Genomic DNA, 21,979 nt, shown 5'->3' on the forward strand with positions numbered 1-21,979 from the left:
GACAGGGACGCTCTTTCGCGAGGGCGTGGCCGTTGCGCTCGGCCACCGTGGGAGCGGATTGTTGCGCGTTCTCACGGCGAAGCGGGGCGAGATCATCAGTAAGGACGCACTGCTCCAAGCGGCATGGCCGGGCCAGGTCGTCGAGGAGAGCAACCTATCCGTGCAGATCGCTGCATTGCGTAAGGCCCTCGGCACGTCCCCTGCAGGCCAGGAATGGATCGCTACGGTGCCACGCATTGGCTATCGCTTTCTTGGTCCTGGTAATGCTTCGCGGACAGACAATGCCACGCCGGTCATTGCCGTTCTGCCGTTTGACAACGTGAGCAGCGATCGCGAGCAGGAGTTCTTCGCTCAAGGGCTAGCGGAAGACCTGATCACGGATCTCTCGCGCGTGCCGGGCCTGGTGGTGATCGCGCGCAACTCGTCCTTCGCCATGCGCGAACGGCGCGGCGACACCCGTGGTATCGGCGCTGACCTCGGCGCCAGGTTCATCATCGACGGCAGCGTGAGACGGTCTTCCAACAAGGTGCGTATCAACGTGCAGCTGATTGAGGTCGCCGAGCAGGCACAGCTTTGGGCCGAGCGCTTCGATGGCGATCTCAGCGACGTGTTCACACTACAGGATCAGGTGGTGGGACGGGTCGTGGGTGCCCTGTCGCGAGTGCTGGCTGTCGGCGACGCCCCTCGCAATCGCCGTCCCGTCGATATCGGCGCCTACGACGCTTTCCAGCGGGGCCGTTCGATCTTTCTGCGGTCTCCGGAAGGGTATCGCGAGGGCGTTGCGCTCTTCCACAAAGCTATTCAACTCGATCCTGATTTTGCCGAGCCGCACGCGTGGCTTGCCATGAGCCATGTGCAGTCGGGTCTGCATTGGGGGGTTGAGCCAAGGCAAAGCATCGAGAACGCGGTCACGGAGGCAGAAGCAGCCATCGGTCTCGACCCGGATAATGGCGACGCCCTCGCGCATCTTGGTTACGCGTTGGCCTTCACGCCACGCCTGGGGGAAGCGGGCGCGGCCTTCGCTCGGGCGTTGAACATCAACCCCAACCATGCGGACGCCATGGCCCTCAAAGCCGAACTCCTGGTCATCGAGGGCAGGCCCGGCGATGGTGTGGACCTCGTACGCTCGGCGATGCGCCTCAATCCGTACCCCCCCAGTTGGTACGACTGGATGCTCGCTTTCGCCTACTATGCTGGCGGACGCTACGAGGACGTCGTGGCGACGTTGAATATAAGCGGCGTCGAGCGCGCGCCCTCCGGCCGACTTCTTGCCGCCGCACTGGCACAGCTTGGGCTGACAGACGAGGCTCGCGCGGCGGCCGCGGCGTTCCTGAGGTTGATGCCAGGTTTTTCAATCCAGCGATGGCTGACGACGCAGAACCTGCAGCGCCAGCAGGATGCTGATCGATTTGCCGAGGGTTACCGCAAAGCGGGCCTCCCGGAATAGCCACGGCCCCGGCACGCCTCTTCAAGACTTTTCGGAACTCTTCACCGTCGGCTTCAAGACCGGAAAGGCCATCGAGCCCATAGTCTCTGCATCAACAGCCCGATGGGGCCAGCATGGAGGGAACGATGGACTACCTTACGATGGCATTGCGAGCTAACGAAGTGGCTGTGCGCGAACTCAGGGGATACGCCGATATGACATTGACCTATCGGCTGATCCACCAACTCAATCCTGAGCTGGACGAGAACACGTTTTACTCGCGACTCGACCACATGCTCAAAGAAGGCGGCTATCGCTGCATTGCAGCGTATCGCGATGGAGTGATGGTCGGAGTTGCCGGCTTCTGGGTCGGCACAGCACTCTGGTGCGGCAGCTACATCGAGCCCGACAACATAGTGGTCGACGAAGACGTTCGCGGCGCGGGGATTGGCGCCATGATGATGAAGTGGATTGAGAAGGAAGGCGAGCGTCTCGACTGTGATATCATGAAGCTTGAGTGTTATGCCGAACGACAGCGCACACGCAGCTTCTATCGAGGCATCGGCTACGGTGAGCTGGGTGTGGTCATGATGAAGTCACTCGACGACAAAGCAAGGTCGGCAATCGTCGCCAAGAACGGGGAGTTACGCTAAACCGGCAACGACGTTGGCGAAGCATCCGCCCGGGCTTCTGGCGGGCCTACCAATATAGCGCACCGACAAAGGTGCCGGCTTGGGCCCGAGCCGGTGCCACCAATATCGTTGACTTTCTGTCCCGACGGCAAGGTGAGGCACTTTGATACTACTATTTTGGCGCTGAGGTATCCCGCATCTTGCCCCCGACGGCCCCGTCGGAGAGGCCCAAATTGACCTATGGTCTATGGGTTCGCTTGTGGCGCTTAGCTACCTTTGGCTACCGCCCATTGGAACGGCTGCTTTCCACCCCGTTGGGGATAGTCACCGTCGGACAATTGTGCACACAACATGCTGTTGAGATGACCGCCCGGGAACGCAGCAAGGATTGGAACCCGCGCCAAGCAGTCGAGTTCCTCGACGTTTTGTTCAGATTATGATCGGTTTGGGCTATGAGCTCGGAAATCGTACTCGTCGTCTTGTTTGCAGCGGCGCTCAATGCAGGGTGGAACGCTCTGGTCAAGGTCAGCGGCGACCGGATAGCGACCATGGCGATTGTAACGTTCATGGGCGCGCTGGTCTCTCTCATGGCCCTGCCTTTTGTCGAGCTGCCGGATCCTGCCAGTTGGCCACTACTCGCGTTGGCGATTGCCCTCCACACGGCCTATCACTTTGCTTTGCCGGTCGCGTACAATCACGGCGACCTTGGACAGGTGTATCCCATCTCACGGGGGTCGGCTCCGTTGCTCGTGACGTTGGGCGCGGCTGCCTTTGCCGGTGAGGTCCTGGGGATACCCTCGCTCTTCGGCGTCATCTTTCTATCCGCCGGCGTGATGGCCCTCGCGTTCGACCGCAAATCCGGTCTCAGGCGCCGTCCTCACGCCGTCCTCCTGGCGCTGCTGACGGGCACTTGCATTGCCGCCTACACCCTGGTGGATGGTCTTGGCGCGCGGCAGGCAGGATCGGTATTGGGCTTTGCCGTTTGCCTCACGATTGGCGATGGGCTCCTGACGTTTCTGATCGCCTTGATCTGGAAGGCCCGGGAAATGCGGTCGGTCGTCACAACTCAACTGGGTTCATCTGCACTCGCTGGGGCGATGCAGGTCGGGTCGTACTGGATGATCATCTGGGCAATGGCCTACGCGCCTCTGGGCGCCGTCTCAGCGCTCAGAGAGACAAGCGTTCTCTTCGCAGCACTGATATCGACGTTCATTCTCAAGGAGGGTTTTGGAGTGTGGCGCTTTGTATCTGCCGGAATGATAGCGTGCGGCATTGGCCTGACCCGATTCAAACCTTGAAGCCGAGCCGGAGTATGCCGGGAGTGTCGGGGCATCTCCCGAACGTCACCTCTGCCGGCGTCTGAAATGTGGACCAAAGGGCAATTGTTCACGCGCGACTGGGTAGATGGAGATGCTGGTAAACATCAACGGATGGCCGGGTGTGGGAAAGCTCACAACAGCCATGGAGTTGTCGCTGCTGGTCGACGGTCGCCTCCTCGATAACCACACCATCCTGAATGTGGGCAAGGCAGTGACAGTCGAGGGTAGCGCCGAATTCTATGCTTTGGTGCGAGCGGTTCGTTCTCTTGCCTTCGACGCCATCCTGGCCCTGCCGCCTAAAGAGCCGGTCATCTTCACCAACGTCGTTGCGCGAGGAGGGACGAGCGGATTTTTGGAAGAGAATTGGCAAGCCATCATAAAGCTGGCTGAGGCACGCTGCTGCGACCTCTACTCCGTGACGTTGACGTGCGCCCCAGACGAGAATGCCCGCCGCATCGTGCGCGAGGATCGGGCACTTTCCCGCAAGCAGCGGGATCCAGAGCTCCTCGTCGAACTCGCCAATGAGCGGGTACTGTTCGACGATGGTGCCACGCATCGAATGACGATCGACAACACCTCGCTGTCACCCAGGGAAACGGCCATACGTATCCGCGATTGGATCGATGGAACCTTGCCCCACGCGCGAAAGCCCGGCCAGCGAGCTGCTAGTGATTGAGAATACCCTGAAAATGCTCGCGAGCGGCCGATGTGGGGAGGATGGGTCGAGTGCTGGAGTTGACGATACAGGGGCTCAATCTTCGCCTTCAGACCGAGCCAGGTCTGTTCTCCCCCAGGGGCGCTGATGCGGGCACATTGGCCATGCTCTCGCTGATCGAGTTCTCGCCCGACGACAAGGTCCTGGACCTGGGCTGCGGGTACGGTCTCGTCGGAATAGTCGCTGCCAAGCACGTCTCGCCCGCCCAGGTCCATCTGCTGGACAACGACCCGAGAGCGGTAGAGACCGCCCGGGCCAACGCGGTGCGCAACGGCGTACCTGATGTCACCCTGGAGCTCAGCGACGGCTTCAAGAGCACGCGCGAGATGGACTTCACCAAGATCATCTCCAATCCGCCCTACCACGTCGATTTCTCCGTCCCCAGGCATTTCATCGAGAAGGGATTCAACCGCCTCAGGATCGGCGGCTCGATGTGGATGGTGACCAGGCGGCTGGATTGGTATCGGAACAAGCTCATCGCCATCTTCGGTGGCTGCCGTGTGCATGAGGTCGACGGCTACTTCGTCTTCGAAGCGACCAAGCTCCGATCTCAATACGCGCACGCCCGGTAAGAGCTCAACCACTGCTTGAAGCGCGACCCGAGTGGGTATGGGAAGAGTGCCACCTCCGCACCTCCTGCCACCGGCGCCGCCCCATCCCCGATGTCATCCCAGCGAAAGCTGGGACCCATCCTGAGATTTCTCCACGGCCGCAAGGTGTGTGAATTGGGCGGGATGAGCGAACCCTTCCGTGCGTGTCGAGGTGTTCGGGCGTAAGGCACAGCATCCAACTTCTAGGCGTCCCGCTCACCTGATAGTTTTGGCGCTCACTGTGAATTAGGCTGAGCCGATGGTTCGAATTCATGTTCTGGGCGCGTCCGGGGCGGGGACAAGCACGCTCGGTGCTGCAGTTGCCGATGCGCTGGCTGTTCCTCACCTGGACACGGACAACTTCTACTGGTTGCCGACCGACCCTCCATTCACTTCTCCCCGGCCTAGGGAGGAGCGGATATCCATGCTGATGGACAGGATAGCATTCGAGACTGGCTGGGTGCTTTCTGGCTCTGCGATCGGCTGGGCTCAGCCTCTCGAACCGCTATACGACCTAGTCGCGTATGTCTGGCTCGATCCCAGCATCAGAATGGCTCGACTACGGGAGCGCGAGCAAAAACGTTACGGTCAACGCATCGCAAGAGGCGGTGATCTTGAAGGAGCACATGCGGAGTTCCTCGCTTGGGCAGCCAGATACGATACCGCTGGGCTGGAACAGCGTAGCCGCGCAGCACATGAGGCATGGCTTGCGAAACAAGAAGCACCGGTTATTCGGCTCGACGCATCCAGACCTGTGAATGACCTCGTAATTGAAGTTCTCGCTGCGGCTGGCTCCTCACAGCATTGAGTTGCGGCGTGTCTGTTTGTCACCACCCCTGCCATTAGCCGAGGTGCAGGAAAGTTTGAAGTGTATCAGAAACGGATGCTTGGCTGGGTGAGCGGTTGCGCCCAAAACCTGCTGCTGCAGTGTCCGCCCGCAAGCACCACAGTCATTTCGGTCTACTTCATCCTGGCCGCTTCCAGCAGCAGCTCGGCGGTTCGCTCAGGTGCCGCGAGCATCATGGCGTGACCGGTATGAATTTCGCGCAATGCCCACTCCCCACCGCGCCGCGCGACCGCAGCGTGGCGGGGATAACCCATGATTTCGGTCGGCGGGTCGGTGGCGAGGACATAGGTCTTTTGAACGCCGTCGGCACCGCCATTGGGCAGGTTCACCGGCTCCAGCCAGGTCGTGAGCGGATGAGGCACCAGGCGCGGGGTGACGGCCGCCATCGTCTCCGGCCTGGTGACACCCACTGACGCCAATGCTGGCGGCAAGAGCCATACGCCGTCGGGCGAGAGACGACGGAAGAAGTCGCGGCGTTCCTCTATCTCGACGGCCGTGAGACCGGGCACGGCCGAGGCTAAATCGTCACCGTCCTCCGGCACCGCCGCATCGAAATACACCAGCCGCGCCAACCGCCTTTTTAGTCTGTCTGCAACGCCGGTGATCACCATTCCCGCGTAGGAATGCCCAACGAGGATCACGTCGGAAAGGTCTCTGCGCGCGATCAGGTCAGCAACGGCGTCGATATGGGCCAGAAGGGGATGCGGAAACGGACAGGTCCAGCGTTGGCGACAGCACGCGGTGCCCATTGGCCTCGACAATGGCCTGCACGCCATTCCAGCACCAACCGCCAAGGTTCGCACCATGCACAAGTATGAAAACTGCCGGTTGAGACATGGGCGATATCAAGACGTTGGATCATCATCCTGGTCAACAGTCCGGGCGAACGCTGCGTTGGGATTGTCCGACGGTAGCGACACGGCCGACGTTCAGTCGGCCGGCGCAAGTGCCCAGCGGATCTGGATCGATCAATTTTATGCAATCATTTCACACGATCGCATGATCGAGCGCTTACAAGAGAGACAGGATAATGGGTTGGGGGCTCCTATAAATGTTCAGAAGAACATTGGTCTTCGCGTGCGTCGTGCTGGCAACTGTCGGCGCCGTGCGCGGACAATCGACCATTCAAAGCCTGTCGATGCAGGATCGACTGATTGAGAGCTACATCGCCGAGATCAGTTTGCGCGATCTGTACAACTCCAGCGGGGTCCCATTGAGCAGGCCTTGGCAGGTGCTGAGGCAGGATCGGGCAAACTTCCACCGCTTCGGCTGGCGCGATCCGCTCGATCAGTGGGACAGCTTTTTTGAGATCGAGGAGAACCGGGCCATCATGGAGAACATGCTCTCGCGCGGATCGATCTCCCCGCAAGCGGCACGTGATATCATGAGTGGCGATGCAATTGTTCTCGTTGAAATTCACGGTACCGGGGCGACGGGGCGCGAACTTCACATCACCGTGGCACGATGAATGCACCGCCCAGCCCAGTTCCAGAGCGCGACGCACGATTGACCGCAAGGCCGTTCCACTCGAGCGAGGCTCCTCGGGGAGGACGACACCCCTGATTCTTGTGGAGGATGCTAGCTGAACTAGGCGGCGGCCGCGTTGGGGATGTTGATGTTGATGTCGATCTCGAGTGTCGACATCGTTTCCCCCCGTTCCATGGTTATCTGCACATCGTCCTGGTCGACTGTAACGTGCTTGGCGATCACCGCCATGATCTCTTCGCGCAGGACCGCGACGAGATCGGGCCGCTGACGGTTGCTACGCTCGTATGCGAGCAACACCTGCAGGCGTTCGCGCGCAACCGGTGCGCTGCCCCGACGTTTGAAGATGTCCAGCAGGCTCATGCCGCTCTCCTTCCGAACAGTCGATCGAGAAAGCCCTTCCTTTCGGCCGGCAGCACCAGAGGCACGTCCTCGCCCTGCAATCGCCTGGCGGCCTCTATATAGGCGCGTGCCGCGACATTGTTTGGCTCGTTGAGCGTCACGGGTGAGCCGACGTTCGAGGAACGCAGTACACCTTCGTTTTCGGGGATGATGCCGAGCAGGGGCGTCGAGAGGATATCGAGAACGTCGTCGATGGTGAGCATCTCGCCGCGGGCGGCACGCGCAGCATCGTAGCGGGTGATGAGCACGTGCTTGGCTAAGCTCTCGCCCTTCTCGGCACGCAGGGTCCGCGAGTCGAGAAGACCTATGATACGGTCGGAGTCGCGCACGGAGCTGACTTCCGGGTTGGTGACGATCACGGCCTCGTCAGCGAAGCGCATCGCAAGCTGGGCACCGCGTTCGATGCCGGCTGGGCTGTCGCAGAGCACGTAGTCAAATTTCTCGCGCAGCTCAGCGATGACCTTGGCGACGCCCTCTTCGCTGAGGGCATCCTTGTCACGCGTCTGCGATGCGGGCAGCAGGAAGAGCGAGTCGATGCGCTTGTCGCGAATAAGCGCCTGGGAAAGGTTCGCCACCCCCTGTGTCACGTTGATGAGGTCGAACACGACGCGGCGCTCGGCTCCCATCACGAGGTCGAGATTGCGCAACCCGACATCGAAGTCGACCACGGCCACGCGCTTGCCGCTTTGGGCGAGGGCGGCGCCCAGAGCAGCAGTCGAGGTCGTCTTGCCAACGCCTCCCTTGCCCGATGTGACGACCACTACCTTGGCCATTTGCTGTGTCTCCAAATCTGAATTAGTCGAGGGCCGTGACCCAAAGCACGCCATTGTCGAGATAAGCCTGTATCGGACGCCCCCGAGAGGATGGCTCGATGTCGTCCGCCGTGCGGTACCAGCCATCCACGGCCAGAAGCTCGGCTTCGTTGCGCCGACAGAAGATGCGGGCCGATTCGCAACCGGAGGCGCCGGCAAAAGCACGGCCGCGCAGGGTCCCGTAGATGTGAATGGAGCCGCCGGCGATGATCTCCGATCCCGACCCGACGGAGCCGAGGACGACCACATCCCCATGCGGATGGAAAATCGACTGGCCGGAGCGGATCGGCTGATCGATGATCTTCGTATCCGGCTTCGGGAGTTCCCCCGTTTGGGGGGCATCGAGGGCTTGCGAGGTGCGCTCTATGTCTTCGATGAGCGTTTCCTTGGCACCTATCAGCAGCGGCGGCAGATCGGGCCCCAGGTCCTCAACGCCGGCGGCCTCGATGGCATAGACGCGTATGCGGCGCTGCGAGAGCTGCGATACGAGCGCCGTGACGTCGTTGCTGCCGGGCTTTAGCAGACTCAGGTCGAGCACCACCGGGCGCCCCTCGAAGAAACCTGGCGAGTTCGCGGTCCAGCGGTCCAGCCTGTGCAGCCAGTCGGAAATGGGTGCTTCGGGCGTCAGCGCGAAGGCGACGAAGGAGCGCGCCTTGAAGCGGAGTGATTTTTTCTCGATGGGCGCTGCGGTGGTCACGAGGAATGCGGTCCTTACTGATTGGTTAAGGCTAGCCTCCCATGGTTAATCGAAGGTAAATCGCAGCGTTTTCGTACTCCGGCATCGATCCGATCCGTCTCGACCTCGATGCTACGAGACCGCTGCCGAAACAGGGTGCGCTGCTTTCCAGCCGATCGGGACTTGGCAATTTCGTTGTCCCAGTGGATCTTGTGAGAGGCTGGCCCTTTCGACAGAGCATCACGATTGCTCTAGCTTGCCCATGAAAGCACACTGAAAACTGCGTCAAAACGGAAAGAGTGAATGGCTGGACCACCAGGGGCCAGTGAGCGGATTGCCATTATCTCGGATGTGCATGGGAATCTGTCCGCGCTGGAGACTGTGCTCGCGCATATCCGCGCGGCGGGCATTGAACGGATATTCAACCTCGGGGATCTGGTTGGAAAGGGGCCACGATCGGCAGCGGTCGTCGATCGCTGCCGGGAGGTGTGTGAGGTCACGGTACAGGGCAATTGGGACGCCGCAATTTCGGAAGGTCCTGATCGCGAGCAGCCGGCTCGCCAGTGGCACCGTGCGCAGCTGGGACAAGAGCGCCTCGACTACCTTGCGGGGCTGCCCGGCAGCTTCGATTTCACGCTCAGTGGTCGACGGGCAAGGATCTTTCATGCCAGCCAGCTCAGTGTCCACCATCGCGTGCACGAGACCGGGACGCGTGAGGAGCATCGCGCCATGTTCAGCAACACGCTCTTCACGGGGTTCGGTCAGGAGCCCCAGATCGTCGGGTATGGCGATATTCACACCGCCTACGCACGCAACTTCGAACTTCGCACGCTGTTCAATGCCGGCAGCGTAGGCAATCCGCTTGATATACCCCTCGCCTGCTACGCCGTCCTCGAGGGCAGGTACGGTGTTGAGGCACCACACCCGTGGTCCTTGCACTTCGTCCGCCTGCCTTACGATATCGAAGGCGAAATCGCGGCGGCTGAAGCCAGTGGCATGCCTGCTATCGGCCACTATGCCAGCGAGCTGCGCACCGCAGTCTATCGCGGGCTTACCGCCGCTCCGCTGACGGGCTCGCCTGCGTAGGCTACAGGATCGCGAGCCGGTCATTTTTGCGACGTTGCAGAGGTCAGGCTAACATATCGAGCAAAACTCGGGAGTTTTGCGGATTGGACCACCCAGGAGGCGCGATGAGTGCAGGAGAGGACGCTTTCCCAGCTAGCGAATTCGAGAGCTTGCACGAGATCGTTGGGAAAGCTCACGAGATGCTGCCGAAAGAAAAATGGGACAGCCTTACAGGTGGCGCGGAAACGGAAACCACGCTCAAACGAAACCGTCTCGCCATCGATTCCATCGCTTTTAAACCGAGTGTGTTACGCAACGTCAGCAAAATAGACCTTTCTGTCGAGCATTTCGGCCGCAAGTTGCGACTGCCCGTATTTCTCGCGCCTACCGGCCCACTGAACCTATTCGGCTCTGGCGGAGGCGCAACTGTTGCAACGGCCGCGCGAGCTTTCGACATAGGCCACTCCGCCCGGACGACGCTCAAGGATTAGCATATGCCTCTGCCGATACGGCTCGGCTCATGTGCCTGAATGCGGACGCCGCTCAGTCACCGGCTTGCAGTTCTTGGTGGCTGGTGCATACTCCGGCCCGGCCGTCCCAGCCGAACCTGCCGCCGGGTTGAAGGGGGCACACCCAGGTCATTGCGAGCGACGACCTCAGTCCATGGTCGACGTGTAATCGGTGGACGTCGACCGAGATGAGAGGTTCGTCATGCCTTTCGGCATCGTCCCGTTCACCCGCGACGGCATCACGGCCGTGAAGCATCGCATCCGCGACCAGTGCCCCGATATCAAATCGTCCCACATCGACGAAGCCATCGCTTTTGGATTTGGATTCCACACCTACGCGGCGATGCTGCCGGTGCTGGAACGGGTAGAGGCAGTCAGCAGCTTATCCGCTCAGATGGTGCCCCAATGGGTAATGTTGCGGTTGGCTCAGTTGGGCTACGAACCAACGCGCTTGCAGGAGTTGCAGGGGTTGCTTTGGAACCCGCCGGTCAGGCTATCTGCCGAAGCCCAGGCGCGTTACAGCGATTCGTCCCAACTGTTTAGGCCAGCACCTGCCAACGACGGCTAGTGGCTGCCATCTACAACCAACTGTGCTTACGTGGTGGCGGCGTGGCCTAATGCCTGACCCCGGCTTTGAATGCCCGCATAAGTTCGCAAGCGATCGACGTCGGCAGGATGGGACGACCGGCGTTCACGCGCGACCGGGCTGGCGATGGTTCTCGCATCGAAGAAAAGGGGCGTTCTCGAGCCCGGTCCCGGGAGGGCTTATGAAGACATGAGAGTGGAGATGAGCATACGGGAAGCCCTTCCGGCGGATGTGGACTTTTTGCGCCAGGGGTTGCGTAGCCTCGATGACGAAATGCGCGAGCTGGCAACAGCGTCTGGCTTTCACCGTGAGGGTATGCCGGGCCCTAACATAGAGGCGCTCCTGCAACGCGAATTGTTCTTCATTGCTCTCTATGGTGATGAGCCCTGTGGGTTCCTTTCGATCTGGTTCTCCCATCCGGCACCAGAGAGGGCCCTTGTGCCGCCGCCACAACAGGCCACGATCAATACGATGTACGTGCTGCCAGCGTTTCGCAGGCGAGGAATTGCCTCGAGGCTTCTGGGAGCTGCTGAAACCCGGTGTCGTAGCTTGGGGGCGCCCGGCATCAGCCTTGGTTTCATCGATGGGAACCAACCGGCTGAAGCTGCATACAAGAAGGCAGGATTTGTGACGATACGGCACGCAATGTGGCTGTCGCTGGATTGATTGGCAGGCCTCGACCAGGTCCCAAAAACTGCCGTTTGGCGGAGCGTATTCTCTTGTGAAGTATCTTCTCAGGGGATCGCGGGCCGTGGTAAGCGGCGCTTATGGGCATCAAGAACTACTTGATCGAAGGCAGCTCCGGCACTGGAAAGACGTCTGTCGCTACTGAGCTGGAGCGGCGTGGTTTTCATGTCGTCCATGGTGATCGGGTCTTGGCCTATGTCGGGGACCCCGAAACCGGCGATGCGCTCGAAGGACCGCCGCAAGGTGTGGACCGCGTCGTTTGGGGGTACGCGCACTGGATCTGGCCTGTTGAAAAGGTTCGAGCCATCGCCGCTGACACCACCCATCCTGTCACCTTCTTTTGTGGCGGCTCCCGCAATTTCCATAAGTTCCTGGACGTGTTCGAAAAGGTTTTCGTGCTCGACATAGGTGTCGAGACGTTGAACAGACGATTGGACGGGCGGCCAAATGAGCCGGGTTTCGCGCCGGACGAGCGTGCGGTGGTTCTACGCTACCATAGGAGCAACGAACACTTTCCCTCCGGGATCAGTATCGACACGACCGGAACGGTCCCGAGCGTCGTCGACGATATCCTGGCCCAACTGACCTGACGCCTGGATGGGGGGAAGCACTCGAACATTGGGGGAGAGACGCGAGCCGTCTGGAGCGGCTAGGAAGAAGGTTGCTACAAATTGATCTGGTACCTCTGCCCAGAGGATTTGACCAACTGCCGAAGACTCACGGCACCTCTCATCCTCGAACGCTGACGCACGGCATACGCCAGCTACCGCACCCACCTTTCGTGCATGTTGCACATCCCGCCTGGGCGCAACAGGCACGGGGCCAGAGTGCGGTAGCTGTCGGATTCCGTGTGGCGGGCCGACGCAGTGCTTCGCAACCAGAACCGCTGCACATAGGATTCAACCAGCCACCAAAGAGTCATAACTCCTGTGCAGAGGTACTAGGCTGACCTGGTGGTTGGCAATTTCCCGCCTTTGGGCTTTGATCATGCTCTCAGCGCCAGCGCTCCCAGAACCGCCCGCTGAACGCCGACGACAGGGGCGCGCTCTCATTCCGCGGCCGGAACACCTGGTGCTGCAGGCGTTGATCCAACTCCCATAACGCGGTCCTGTTCGAATCCCAGTTCAGCCGATCGATGGCGATGTTCAGGGGAAACCACCCTGCCTCCCCATGCTCATGGGAAAGGACCAGTTCGCTGTGAGTGGCGTCGACGCCGAAGCTGAATTCGGGAACGACGAGTATCTCAGGCCCCCAATGCCCGTTTCGCTGAAATTGCGTCCTGGGCACCATGGCGATCGTGTCGAGGGGCAGCAGCGGAAGGTTTCGTGGAAGGCCGCTTTCTTCCTCCATCTCCCTGCCGGCAGCGATGAGTGGAGCCTCCCCCTCGTCACCTCCGCCCGCAATCCCCTGCCACTCCCCGCTGTCGCTGCGGCGGAACAGTCCATACTCACGCCCACCCTCAGCCAGGCGAAAGGGAAGAACCAGGACCTGGAACGGGGCGCGTCTGTTTGCGGGATCGCTCACTCATCTCTCTCCATTTGGCGCGACAGGAGGGGCGCCTTGCTAGTATTGGATCACCGGCAGATAGAGGATAGGCAGACCATCGCGGACGAGACAAACGCCCTCGGTCAAGCGAACCCGGGGGGAGCCGCTCGCGCCCACCCATCTGCTCGATTGTCCACTCCCGAAAGTCCTTTCGTGACAATCCTGCGCGGTTCAAAGAGGCAGGCAGCTCGCGTTGACGGTCTCAACAGCTCAGAGTGCACACATCAGCTTGGCGAGCTCGTACTCGATTCCGGGCTGGTTTGCCCCAGGCGTGGCTCTGTCCCCGCCAGCAGTCGCTGGATGTTGGCGCGATGGCGCGCGATCACGTAGATGCCACCCGCGATCACCAGCAACCGGTAGGGTAAGGGCTGCTCCAGGCCGAAGATGAGGACGATCGCGGTCAACGCCGCCAGCATCGAACTGAGGGAAACGATCCTGGAGATGGCCAGCGCAATGGCAAAAACCGTCGCAGCACCTAGACCTACTGGCCAGGACATCGCCAGCAGCACGCCCAGCCCTGTTGCAGCGGATTTGCCGCCGGTAAAATTCAACCAGATCGAACGGCTGTGCCCCAACAGCACGGCAAGTCCGGCCAGGCAAACGGCCCAGGGCACCCAGGTTTGCGGTTCAAGCGGTGGCGTGTCGTTGCCCAACGCATCCAGCCAGGGATAAAACCAGCGGGCAAAGACGATCGCTCCCGCGCCCTTCAGCACATCTATCACCAGCACGACCAGCGCAGGCCACTTCCCCAGAGTCCGCAATACGTTCGTTGCGCCAATGGATCTGGAGCCATGCTCCCGGATATCGATGCCCCTAAGCAGCTTTCCCGCCAGATAGCCCGTCGGCGTGGACCCGAAGAGATAAGCGATTGCCAGTCCAATCACACTCGCTATCCAGAAAACCATAGGACCTCCCCTCATCCCATCCGGCGGCCTCAGCCGGCCCTGATCGCCCCCCACACCAGTTTGGTGCGCACCCGGTACGTCAGCCGCCCGTCGACAGCATGCGGCCGCAGGATCTCCTCGAGTTCCGCATCGAACGCCGCGCCACGTGCGCCGAGCTTGGAGGGTGCGAACGTATCGCGCGAGTGCTGGCAGGCAATGAAGTCGGCAACGCTCTGCTCGAACGGCGCCGAGAGGAACTGTTCCTCCCCCCTGATATCGAGATACGCGCTGAAGCTCCCCCATTGCCGGGCCTTGCCGACAGGATCGAGCGGCCCTCCGGTGACCTCCAGTACCCAACGCCCAAGAAATGTGAGCCAGTCCGCCTGCCACGGCGGCTCGAACGCATCATCGCCCGCAACCACGGCCACGACATGGCCGGAACGTTGGTGCGCGGCTAGGCGCGGAAACAGGCGCGCGTGGTCCATCCAGTGGATGCTGTTGGCGGCAACCGTCAGATCGAACCTGCGGCCTTCGATGGCAAAATCCTCGGCAAACCCTTCGATCCACTCGATATTGGCCGCATCGCCTCCCGGCATCGACCGCCCGAGCGCGATCATCGACCACGACGGATCGACGGCCGTGACTGTCTCGAACTCCCGAGCCAGGACCCGCGAGATCTTGCCCGGCCCGCAGCCGATATCGAGCAGCGCCCCGCGCGCCGGCGCGATCTCGACTAGCCTTGCGAACAGGGCATCCGGATAGGGCGGCCGGAAGGGGTAGTTCTCGACAACGTCGACTTCGGTAAAGGAAGCGCCGGCGCGTTCACTCATCATTCCCCCTGTCTTCATCGTCACCCGCGCCATGTTATGCCGTGTACAAGGACTGCCATCTGCCCTTGTTCAGCGAATGGTGCATGAGTTTTCGACTGTCGCAAGGTGGCGCACCAGAGAACGCGGAAAGCCGCCCCAACTTGACATGATTATCGTCCCTATGGCCTTTCGCACCCCTCGGAAAGGGCAAAATCCCATGATCAAGCACGCATTGACGGTCACTCGCAGCGACGATTTCGCGGCGTGGTACCAGCAAGTTATCACCGAAGCTGAGCTCGCCGAAGAGTCCGGCGTTCGTGGGTGCATGATCATTCGACCGTGGGGCATGGGCATCTGGGAACGCTTCCAGAGATTGCTCGATGACCGCATCAAGGCGCTCGGCCACGACAACGCCTATTTTCCGCTGTTCATCCCCATCTCGTACTTTGCCAAGGAAGCCGAGCATGTCGAAGGGTTTGCCAAGGAGATGGCGGTTGTCACGCACCATCGCCTGAAAGCGGTCGATGGCGCGTTGCGCCCGGATCCGGATGCCGAGCTGGCAGAGCCCCTGGTCGTCAGGCCCACCTCGGAAACGGTTATCGGGGCCGCGTTCAACCGCTGGATCAAATCCTGGCGCGACCTGCCGGTGCGGATCAATCAGTGGTCCAACGTCGTGCGTTGGGAGATGCGCACGCGCATGTTCCTGCGCACCAGCGAGTTCCTCTGGCAGGAGGGCCATGCCGCCTACGCCACCGCCGACGAGGCGCGCCGGGCCACGCTTGAAGCCCTCGAGCTCTATCGCGAGTTCGCACAGCAGTGTGCCGCCATGCCCGTCATTGCCGGCGAGAAGCCGGAGAACGAGCGCTTCCCGGGCGCCGTCTCCACATTCTCGATCGAGGCGATGATGCAGGACGGCAAGGCACTGCAGGCCGGCACGTCGCACTTGCTGGGCACCAATTTCGCCGCTGCCCAGGATATCCGGTATCAGAACGAGGACAGCCAGTTCGAGCTTGCCCATACCATCAGCTGGGGCATGTCGACGCGCATGATCGGCGGGCTCATCATGATCCACGGCGACGACGATGGGCTGCGTGTTCCGCCGCGTGTCGCGCCGTGGCAGGTTGTCATCGTGCCGATGTTGCGGGGAACGCCGGAAGGCGCGGATCTCCTCGCCTACTGCGACGAACTGCAGGCGGCCCTCGTCCGCCAGACCGCCTTCGGCGAACCGCTTCGGGCCTTCATCGATCGGCGGGCGATGAAGACGGCGACCAAGCGTTGGTCCTGGATCAAGAAGGGCGCTCCGATCGTCGTCGAGATCGGCGCAAGGGATCTGGCGGCCCGGAAGGTGACCTTCATTCGCCGGGATCGGCTTTATGGAGAGGACGGCCAACCCTCCAATGCAAGCCTCGATATCGACTCGTTCGCCGGACAAGCTGGAATGACCCTCGATGAGTTGCAGCAGGGCCTTTTCGATGAAGCCAGCGAACGCCTCGAACGCGGCATTCGACGCGACATCTCCGACCTCGGCGCACTGAAGGAGCACTTCGAGGGCACGAAGCACCCCGGCTGGGTCGAAGTCGAGTGGGCCCGCCCCACCGGCGCCGACCTCGAACAGATCGTCGGCCAGTTGAAGGCGCTCAAGCTCACCTTGCGCAATGTGAGCATGAATGCAGCCCCCGCGACCGGCAAGTGCATCTTTACCGGCGAGCCGGCAGCCGAACGCATACTTGTCGCGCGGGCCTACTGACTTCGGAGGAGGCGTCGGGTGCAGCACAGCAGAAGGGCCGCGCAAGCGAATATGGGCACCTGCAGACCGGCCTCACCTGAAGATCAACTCACCTGCATGCTCCTCAACCCACGCAATCTCTTGCGCCCCTTCGTCGAGCACACCGCGACGAGCAAGCTCTACCTCCCACTCGGATCCGTCGGCGACAAGCTTCCACATGTGGTCCTGCAAATGCCGCATCCGCGCGATGCCCGCCTCGACGACGCCGACATCAGGCTCGCAACCGTAGGCGTCGAGCAGCAAGCGAAAGCGGCGGGCCTTTTCGCCAACGCCCGTCGGCAGGCCATGTGCCCGACACTTCGCGTCGCGCCAGAACGGCACCCAGCGCCAGGCGACAAAGCCGAGGTCTGCGGCGCGAGGGCCCGGCGCCGCGGCGTCCCAATCGATGAACGCCACCGGCAGGCCGTCTCGAAACACGGTATTCCAGGGCGTCAGATCGTTGTGGCAGATCGTCTCGACAGGCAGACGAGGCTCCAGGCGCCACGCGCGGCCGGCCCATGGAAAGCTCGCCGCGGCATCGTGATAGGCACGTATAAGCGTGCCCAGATGCACGAGCACGTCGTCACGCCAGACATAGTCCGGGAGGCGAAGGTCGAAGCGGCCGCCTTCGTCCGGGATGAAACCGGCGCCTTGCCCGACCTCCCCCTCGATGTAGCTCAGGACCTCCCGCCCCTGGTCGTCGAAGCCCAGCGCTCGGGGCGCCCCGGCAAATCCTTGACGCTCGACGTGCCGCAGCAGATCGAGGACGGCGTGAGACCAGGAGCGAGCGTCGCGCCGGACCGTCTCGCCGACGCGAACGACACGCGAGTCCGCACCGCCCTCCAGCGGAATCTCTGCCTCATCCATACGTCCGGCTAACTCCCACCGTCGTGCGTCGACGGTGTCGATGGTAAGGCCGACACTGCGCCATCGGCAATGACCCAGGCCTCTGGCTCTTCGTCGTCGCCGGTTACGATTGCCGCCCCCTTCGTCTTTTGGGCTGCAACGCCGGCTTCCGCGCGGCGTTATCAAAATTGAGTCCAACCAGCCGCTCGGGTGACTTGGAGCGCCGGTCATTCGGAGAGGCGATCCATTGCGCCGGGACGAGCCTCTGTCCGGCGTGGCAAGGCGACGGCAGCGGGAAAAGGACCGACCGGATCTTGGAATGACCACCTCTCGGGACCGGTACTACCCTACCACCATCCTGGCCTGGCGCGCGCACGTCGATGCCTTCTATGGGGATCTCGCGCATTATGACCGGGCACCCGCCGTGCGTACGATGCTGTTTGCCTGCATCTCCTGGCTGAACACCGACCCTGGGGACACGCAGTTGCGCGACCGTATTCAAAAGGTCAAGGACGAGCTTGAAACGTGGCTTTCAGATCGCGGAGAACCCTACTTGGGGTGAGGGATGTCACCTTTCGACCTCGGCCGGCTGCTTATTGTGGCCCGCGGCAAGCTGCCCGTCGCGCGTCACCCGCTCCACCACGGCCCCTGCGGTCAATCCGTGGATGATGGTGGAGAGCGTGATGGTCAGGGCAATGGTTGCCCAGAGCTGCCCCTCGTTCAAGAACTCGATGTGAGCGGCTGCGTAGGCGAGATAGTAGATCGAGCCAATTCCGCGAATGCCGAAGACAGCAACGACCATCCGCTCGCCCGACAAGAGCTGCGTCCCTGCCAGCCCCAGCCAGCCGACCGCCGGACGGATGACGAGCAGCAAGGCGAGGCTGATCGCGATGTGCTGCCAGTCGAGCACCGGCAGGAGCACCGGCAGTACGCTGCCGATAAGGATGAGAATGACGGACGTCAACGCGTGCTCGATCGCCTGGGTGAAGCTGTGAAGGGTCACGTGGAATTCGTGCCGGGCTTCCGCCCGCCGCAGCACGAGGCCGGCAACGAACGCGGCGATGAAGCCATAGCCCTCGATGAGCTCAGTCGCGCCGTAGCAGAGGAGGATACCCGCAAGCGCCAGCACGCCCGAGCCTGTATCGGCCAACGCATTGCCTCTGGGCACGACGAACAGGATCCTGCCGATCAGCCAGCCGAGCCCCGCGCCGGCCACGAGGCCGACGATGATGCGATAAAAGACATCGAGCGCGAGCCACCGCAGTCCCCAGGCTTCCGGCGCGAACCCCTCGGCGGCGATGATCAGACCCAGATAGACGAAGGGAAAGGTGAGGCCGTCATTAAGGCCGGCCTCGGCCGTCAGCGAGAAGCGCACCGGGTGCTCTCCGCCTTCCGTGGGCGGCCCCACCTGCACATCCCCGGCGAGCACCGGATCGGTTGGCGCGAGCACGGCACCGAGCAGAAGCGCTCCGGCAAGAGTCATTCCGGCCAAAAGCCATCCAAGCAGAGCCACTGCGGCAATCGTCAGCGGCATGACGACGGCGAGCAGCCGCACTGTGGGTTGCCACTTCCGGTAGCTGCTCAGATTGTCGATGCGCAGGCCCGTGCCGAAGAGGGCGACGATCACCGCCAGTTCGCTCGTCAACTCCCAGATCCGCGGCTGCGTTCGCGGGTCGATCACCGCCGGCATGCCCGGAATCCAGCTGAACGCCAAGGCCCCTGACAGGATCAGCAGCGCCGAAGCTGCCGGTTCGCGTCCTGAAAGGAACCGGGGGATCCAATAAGCTAGTATCATGCCGGCGCCGATCGCCACCATGGCGACATGGTAGGGGTCCAGCCCGAAAAAGGATTCACTCTGCATTAAAAGCCCAAACCACCTCCCGACGCTGATGAAGGTAAGCGCGAATGGGCTGTCCGGGTTCCGGCACCCGTGCCGATCGGCCGTTTCCGGAGGTTCGGCACCGGACGGCTTTTCCAGTCCATGGTCAGGAGCAATGACCTTGTCCAAGGCCTAACCGATGTGCAGGCCAGCGCCAAACTGCAACCGGGCAGGGTTGTGTTCGTTGGGCTGTGAGGAGCCGGGAGTCGCCATGACAGATGCCACCCAAAAGCTCTCGCAGCAGGAACCCGGCCGCGGCAGGGGAGCCGAAAGCCCGCAGGAGATTCCCTTCCGAGGCTGGAAGGATGTGCTCTGGCGCACCTACCATGAGATCAGGGAGGATCGGGTGACGATGATCGCGGCGGCCGTCACGTACTTCCTGTTGCTGTCGATGGTCCCAGCGTTGACAGCGCTGGTGTCGATCTACGGGCTCTTCACCGATCCGGGGACGGTGACCGAACACATTCGCCTGCTTTCCTCGGTCGTGCCTGAAGGCGGCATGCAGATCATCGAGGAGCAACTGACGCGCCTTAGTTCCGCCGGCCGCACGACACTGGGCTTTGCCCTGCTGTTCTCGGTCGGCATCGCACTCTGGAGCGCCAGTGCGGGGGTCAAGAACCTGTTCGAGGCGATGAATATCGCCTATGAGGAACACGAAAGTCGGAACTTCTTCCAGCTCAACGCCGTAGCGCTGCTCTTCACCCTCGCCGGGCTCGTAGCGATCGTCGCCATGATCGGCGTCGCCGTGGTTGTCCCGGTGGTGCTCAACCTGCTGGGTCTGGGTGGTGGGCTGGACTGGCTCGTGCAGATCGGTTCCTATGTTCTCCTGGCCCTGTTCCTTCTCACCGGTATTGCCGCCCTCTATCGCTTCGGGCCCAGCCGGCAGCAGGCGACCTGGCGGTGGATCACTCCCGGGGCGGTCTTTGCGGTCGTTGCCATCCTCGTCGTCTCCATCCTCTTTTCCTGGTACGCCAGCAACTTCGGCAATTACGACAGGACCTACGGATCCCTTGGCGGCCTCATTGCGCTTTTGACCTGGATCTGGATTTCCATGATGGTCCTGATCATGGGTGCCGAGCTGAACTCGGAGGCCGAGCGCCAGACCAGCAAGGACACTACCATTGGCCCCGACGAGCCGATGGGAGAGCGAGACGCCACCGTTGCCGACACGGTCGCCCCTTGGGACGGCAAGCACGACCGCGGTGACGGCCATAGCGGGGAATGGCAGGCCGGCTACAATGCAGCCATGAGGATGCGGCCAACCGCCCGCCGTCCACTCTCCCTCAGCTCACTGCTGATCGCCATACCGGCCGCGGCCGCCGTCGCCCTGCTGGACCGGGGTAGGCGGGAAAGCAGCGACAAGGCCAACAGGCCGCCTTAGAGCCTCATTCGCCCCCGAGCGCGATCATGTTCCACGACCGATCGACGGCCGTGACCGTCTCGAACTCCCAAGCCAGCTGCCGCGAGATCTTGCCCGGCCCGCAGCCGATATCGAGCAGCGCCCCGCGCGCCGGCGCGATCTCGACAAGTCTTTCGAACAGGGAATCCGGATAGGGCGGCCGGAAGGGGTAGTTCTCGACAACGTCTGCTTGCGTAAAGGAAGCGCCTGCGCGTTCGCTCGATGTCCATCCCCGATCAGCCAAGTCTGTCCTCCATCCATGTCGTGGCAAACTCCACAAAGTCCCGCGCCGGAACCAGTTCTGCGTTGCACCGCCCTACCAGGCCGGTACGTGCCTTACCAGTGGCCAGGAAGTCGATGAGGATGCGCGCGAAATAGTCGTCGTCTCCGCCATTCTCCCAATCTGCTATGCCATCGGTATCATCAAGGGATTCGATCCATTGCTCCCCGATGTCAGCACGCAAATAGCGTAGTCGGCTGCGCCGCTTTTCAGGAAGCTCGGCCAGGTACTCCGCATAGTGGGTCAAAGTCATGGTGTCGGTATCTGCGCCGAGGCGGAGCACCGCGCCGCCGATCTCCACAAGCCGTTCGAGCACCGATCGCGGCCCATGATAATCGTGCAGCGGCATCGGTTCGAGGAGTGGTGCAGCTAGCGGCCCGATCGCCGCATATCGAGATGCTGCATGATCGTTGACACGAACACCAGGCCGCCTGCGAAACGTTTCAGCAAGAACGCCCATTTCTGGATCAGCCGGGGTTGTCGCGGCGTCGAAGGGGACGGAGGCATCCGCGCCGAGCATCATGAGGAGCGTGCCGTCCGGGGCGAGCGCCTCCTGCAAGGCGTCGAGTACGCCATCGGCCCCGCCTGCCACGGTACCGAGCCGCCGCAGGCTGGCATGCACCATCAGCGCCCCGCCCCCAACGCCGAGCGCGCGCAATTGCTGAGCAAGTTCTTGGCGGTCGATCATGCGCGCGCAACGACGGTGTCTGCTTGCTCGACCCATACCTCATTGGAGGGCTGTAGAGTAGACGTCGTTCTCCGTTTCGTCGGCCTCTGCCCACCCAACACCGCCGATTGCCGTGCAAATTGGTCCTCGCAGG

26 protein-coding genes are annotated in these 21,979 nt (G+C 61.9%); 15 read left to right on the plus strand and 11 right to left on the minus strand.

Annotation, left to right across the window (positions count from 1 at the left end):
* Window positions 1-25 precede the first annotated feature (25 nt).
* The 6 genes from QQK18_RS22125 (at window position 26) to QQK18_RS22150 (ending at window position 5,490) form a co-directional block, all read left to right on the plus strand.
* Window positions 26-1,447: a winged helix-turn-helix domain-containing tetratricopeptide repeat protein gene (locus QQK18_RS22125; protein WP_284342564.1), complete on the plus strand. Its 1,422-nt coding sequence runs from the start codon at window positions 26-28 to the stop codon at window positions 1,445-1,447.
* A 125-nt stretch (window positions 1,448-1,572) separates the two neighbouring features.
* Window positions 1,573-2,079 (plus strand): GNAT family N-acetyltransferase, encoded by a 507-nt coding sequence (locus QQK18_RS22130; protein WP_284342565.1) that lies wholly within the window; start codon window positions 1,573-1,575, stop codon window positions 2,077-2,079.
* Window positions 2,080-2,510: 431 nt separating this feature from the next.
* Window positions 2,511-3,356, plus strand: coding sequence for an EamA family transporter (locus QQK18_RS22135; protein WP_284342566.1), 846 nt, complete (start codon window positions 2,511-2,513; stop codon window positions 3,354-3,356).
* Between the two features lie 106 nt (window positions 3,357-3,462).
* Window positions 3,463-4,053: a hypothetical protein gene (locus QQK18_RS22140; RefSeq protein WP_284342567.1), complete on the plus strand. Its 591-nt coding sequence runs from the start codon at window positions 3,463-3,465 to the stop codon at window positions 4,051-4,053.
* 50 nt (window positions 4,054-4,103) lie between these two features.
* A complete protein-coding gene (locus QQK18_RS22145) occupies window positions 4,104-4,664 on the plus strand; it encodes a class I SAM-dependent methyltransferase (RefSeq protein WP_284342568.1) in 561 nt (186 codons plus the stop codon).
* 277 nt (window positions 4,665-4,941) lie between these two features.
* A complete protein-coding gene (locus tag QQK18_RS22150; protein WP_284342569.1) occupies window positions 4,942-5,490 on the plus strand; it encodes an ATP-binding protein in 549 nt (182 codons plus the stop codon).
* A gap of 152 nt (window positions 5,491-5,642) precedes the next feature.
* On the opposite strand, the gene QQK18_RS22155 is transcribed toward QQK18_RS22150, so the two are convergent.
* Window positions 5,643-6,278, minus strand: coding sequence for an alpha/beta fold hydrolase (locus tag QQK18_RS22155; protein ID WP_284342570.1), 636 nt, complete (start codon window positions 6,276-6,278; stop codon window positions 5,643-5,645).
* Window positions 6,279-6,613: 335 nt separating this feature from the next.
* On the opposite strand from QQK18_RS22155, the gene QQK18_RS22160 reads away from it, so the two are divergent.
* Window positions 6,614-6,997, plus strand: a complete 384-nt coding sequence (locus tag QQK18_RS22160) for a hypothetical protein (protein ID WP_284342571.1) — start codon at window positions 6,614-6,616, stop codon at window positions 6,995-6,997.
* Window positions 6,998-7,116: 119 nt separating this feature from the next.
* On the opposite strand, the gene minE is transcribed toward QQK18_RS22160, so the two are convergent.
* The 3 genes from minE to minC are packed head-to-tail and all read right to left on the minus strand — an operon-like array spanning window position 7,117 to window position 8,925.
* On the minus strand, window positions 7,117-7,377 hold the full coding sequence (minE, locus tag QQK18_RS22165; protein ID WP_284342572.1) for a cell division topological specificity factor MinE: 261 nt from the start codon (window positions 7,375-7,377) through the stop codon (window positions 7,117-7,119).
* A complete protein-coding gene (gene minD / locus QQK18_RS22170; RefSeq protein WP_284342573.1) occupies window positions 7,374-8,189 on the minus strand; it encodes a septum site-determining protein MinD in 816 nt (271 codons plus the stop codon). Before minD ends, minE begins: the two co-directional genes overlap by 4 nt.
* 22 nt (window positions 8,190-8,211) lie before the next feature.
* Window positions 8,212-8,925 (minus strand): septum site-determining protein MinC, encoded by a 714-nt coding sequence (gene minC / locus QQK18_RS22175; protein ID WP_284342574.1) that lies wholly within the window; start codon window positions 8,923-8,925, stop codon window positions 8,212-8,214.
* A 282-nt stretch (window positions 8,926-9,207) separates the two neighbouring features.
* Between minC and QQK18_RS22180 the strand changes: the two genes are divergently transcribed.
* From QQK18_RS22180 to QQK18_RS22200, 5 genes are all read left to right on the plus strand, one after another.
* The gene (locus QQK18_RS22180) at window positions 9,208-9,990 is read left to right on the plus strand and encodes a metallophosphoesterase family protein (protein WP_284342575.1); all 783 of its coding nucleotides are present in this window, start codon (window positions 9,208-9,210) and stop codon (window positions 9,988-9,990) included.
* 104 nt (window positions 9,991-10,094) lie between these two features.
* Window positions 10,095-10,460, plus strand: a complete 366-nt coding sequence (locus QQK18_RS22185) for an alpha-hydroxy-acid oxidizing protein (protein WP_284342576.1) — start codon at window positions 10,095-10,097, stop codon at window positions 10,458-10,460.
* A gap of 220 nt (window positions 10,461-10,680) precedes the next feature.
* On the plus strand, window positions 10,681-11,046 hold the full coding sequence (locus QQK18_RS22190) for a hypothetical protein (RefSeq protein ID WP_284342577.1): 366 nt from the start codon (window positions 10,681-10,683) through the stop codon (window positions 11,044-11,046).
* A 219-nt stretch (window positions 11,047-11,265) separates the two neighbouring features.
* The gene (locus QQK18_RS22195) at window positions 11,266-11,730 is read left to right on the plus strand and encodes a GNAT family N-acetyltransferase (protein ID WP_284342578.1); all 465 of its coding nucleotides are present in this window, start codon (window positions 11,266-11,268) and stop codon (window positions 11,728-11,730) included.
* Between the two features lie 101 nt (window positions 11,731-11,831).
* Window positions 11,832-12,341 carry a DEAD/DEAH box helicase family protein gene (locus tag QQK18_RS22200; RefSeq protein ID WP_284342579.1) on the plus strand — a complete coding sequence of 170 codons (510 nt, stop codon included), beginning with the start codon at window positions 11,832-11,834 and terminating at the stop codon, window positions 12,339-12,341.
* Between the two features lie 403 nt (window positions 12,342-12,744).
* On the opposite strand, the gene QQK18_RS22205 is transcribed toward QQK18_RS22200, so the two are convergent.
* The 3 genes from QQK18_RS22205 to QQK18_RS22215 all read right to left on the minus strand — a co-directional run bounded on the left by QQK18_RS22205 (window position 12,745) and on the right by QQK18_RS22215 (window position 15,010).
* On the minus strand, window positions 12,745-13,275 hold the full coding sequence (locus QQK18_RS22205) for an NUDIX hydrolase (RefSeq protein ID WP_284342580.1): 531 nt from the start codon (window positions 13,273-13,275) through the stop codon (window positions 12,745-12,747).
* Between the two features lie 245 nt (window positions 13,276-13,520).
* A complete protein-coding gene (plsY, locus tag QQK18_RS22210) occupies window positions 13,521-14,201 on the minus strand; it encodes a glycerol-3-phosphate 1-O-acyltransferase PlsY (protein ID WP_284342581.1) in 681 nt (226 codons plus the stop codon).
* A gap of 29 nt (window positions 14,202-14,230) precedes the next feature.
* On the minus strand, window positions 14,231-15,010 hold the full coding sequence (locus tag QQK18_RS22215) for a class I SAM-dependent methyltransferase (RefSeq protein WP_284342582.1): 780 nt from the start codon (window positions 15,008-15,010) through the stop codon (window positions 14,231-14,233).
* Window positions 15,011-15,206: 196 nt separating this feature from the next.
* On the opposite strand from QQK18_RS22215, the gene QQK18_RS22220 reads away from it, so the two are divergent.
* Window positions 15,207-16,736 (plus strand): aminoacyl--tRNA ligase-related protein, encoded by a 1,530-nt coding sequence (locus QQK18_RS22220; protein ID WP_284342583.1) that lies wholly within the window; start codon window positions 15,207-15,209, stop codon window positions 16,734-16,736.
* Window positions 16,737-16,808: 72 nt separating this feature from the next.
* Here the strand turns inward: QQK18_RS22220 and QQK18_RS22225 are convergent, their stop codons facing one another.
* Complete coding sequence (locus tag QQK18_RS22225; protein WP_284342584.1) at window positions 16,809-17,621, minus strand: aminoglycoside phosphotransferase family protein; 813 nt, start codon at window positions 17,619-17,621, stop codon at window positions 16,809-16,811.
* Between the two features lie 298 nt (window positions 17,622-17,919).
* On the opposite strand from QQK18_RS22225, the gene QQK18_RS22230 reads away from it, so the two are divergent.
* A complete protein-coding gene (locus QQK18_RS22230; RefSeq protein WP_284342585.1) occupies window positions 17,920-18,162 on the plus strand; it encodes a hypothetical protein in 243 nt (80 codons plus the stop codon).
* Window positions 18,163-18,168: 6 nt separating this feature from the next.
* Here the strand turns inward: QQK18_RS22230 and QQK18_RS22235 are convergent, their stop codons facing one another.
* Window positions 18,169-19,461, minus strand: a complete 1,293-nt coding sequence (locus QQK18_RS22235; protein ID WP_284342586.1) for a cation:proton antiporter — start codon at window positions 19,459-19,461, stop codon at window positions 18,169-18,171.
* Between the two features lie 229 nt (window positions 19,462-19,690).
* Here QQK18_RS22235 and QQK18_RS22240 point away from each other — a divergent pair, with 229 nt between their 5' ends.
* On the plus strand, window positions 19,691-20,860 hold the full coding sequence (locus QQK18_RS22240; RefSeq protein WP_284342587.1) for a YihY/virulence factor BrkB family protein: 1,170 nt from the start codon (window positions 19,691-19,693) through the stop codon (window positions 20,858-20,860).
* A 4-nt stretch (window positions 20,861-20,864) separates the two neighbouring features.
* Here QQK18_RS22240 and QQK18_RS22245 read toward each other — a convergent pair whose 3' ends face one another.
* Both QQK18_RS22245 and QQK18_RS22250 read right to left on the minus strand, forming a co-directional pair.
* Window positions 20,865-21,122 carry a methyltransferase domain-containing protein gene (locus QQK18_RS22245; protein WP_284342588.1) on the minus strand — a complete coding sequence of 86 codons (258 nt, stop codon included), beginning with the start codon at window positions 21,120-21,122 and terminating at the stop codon, window positions 20,865-20,867.
* Window positions 21,115-21,846, minus strand: coding sequence for an AAC(3) family N-acetyltransferase (locus QQK18_RS22250; RefSeq protein WP_284342589.1), 732 nt, complete (start codon window positions 21,844-21,846; stop codon window positions 21,115-21,117). The genes QQK18_RS22245 and QQK18_RS22250 overlap by 8 nt, the downstream gene beginning before the upstream one ends.
* Window positions 21,847-21,979 lie beyond the last annotated feature (133 nt).

The sequence above is a fragment of the Devosia nitrariae genome (genome assembly GCF_030160115.1).
GTDB classification, from domain to species: domain Bacteria; phylum Pseudomonadota; class Alphaproteobacteria; order Rhizobiales; family Devosiaceae; genus Devosia; species Devosia nitrariae.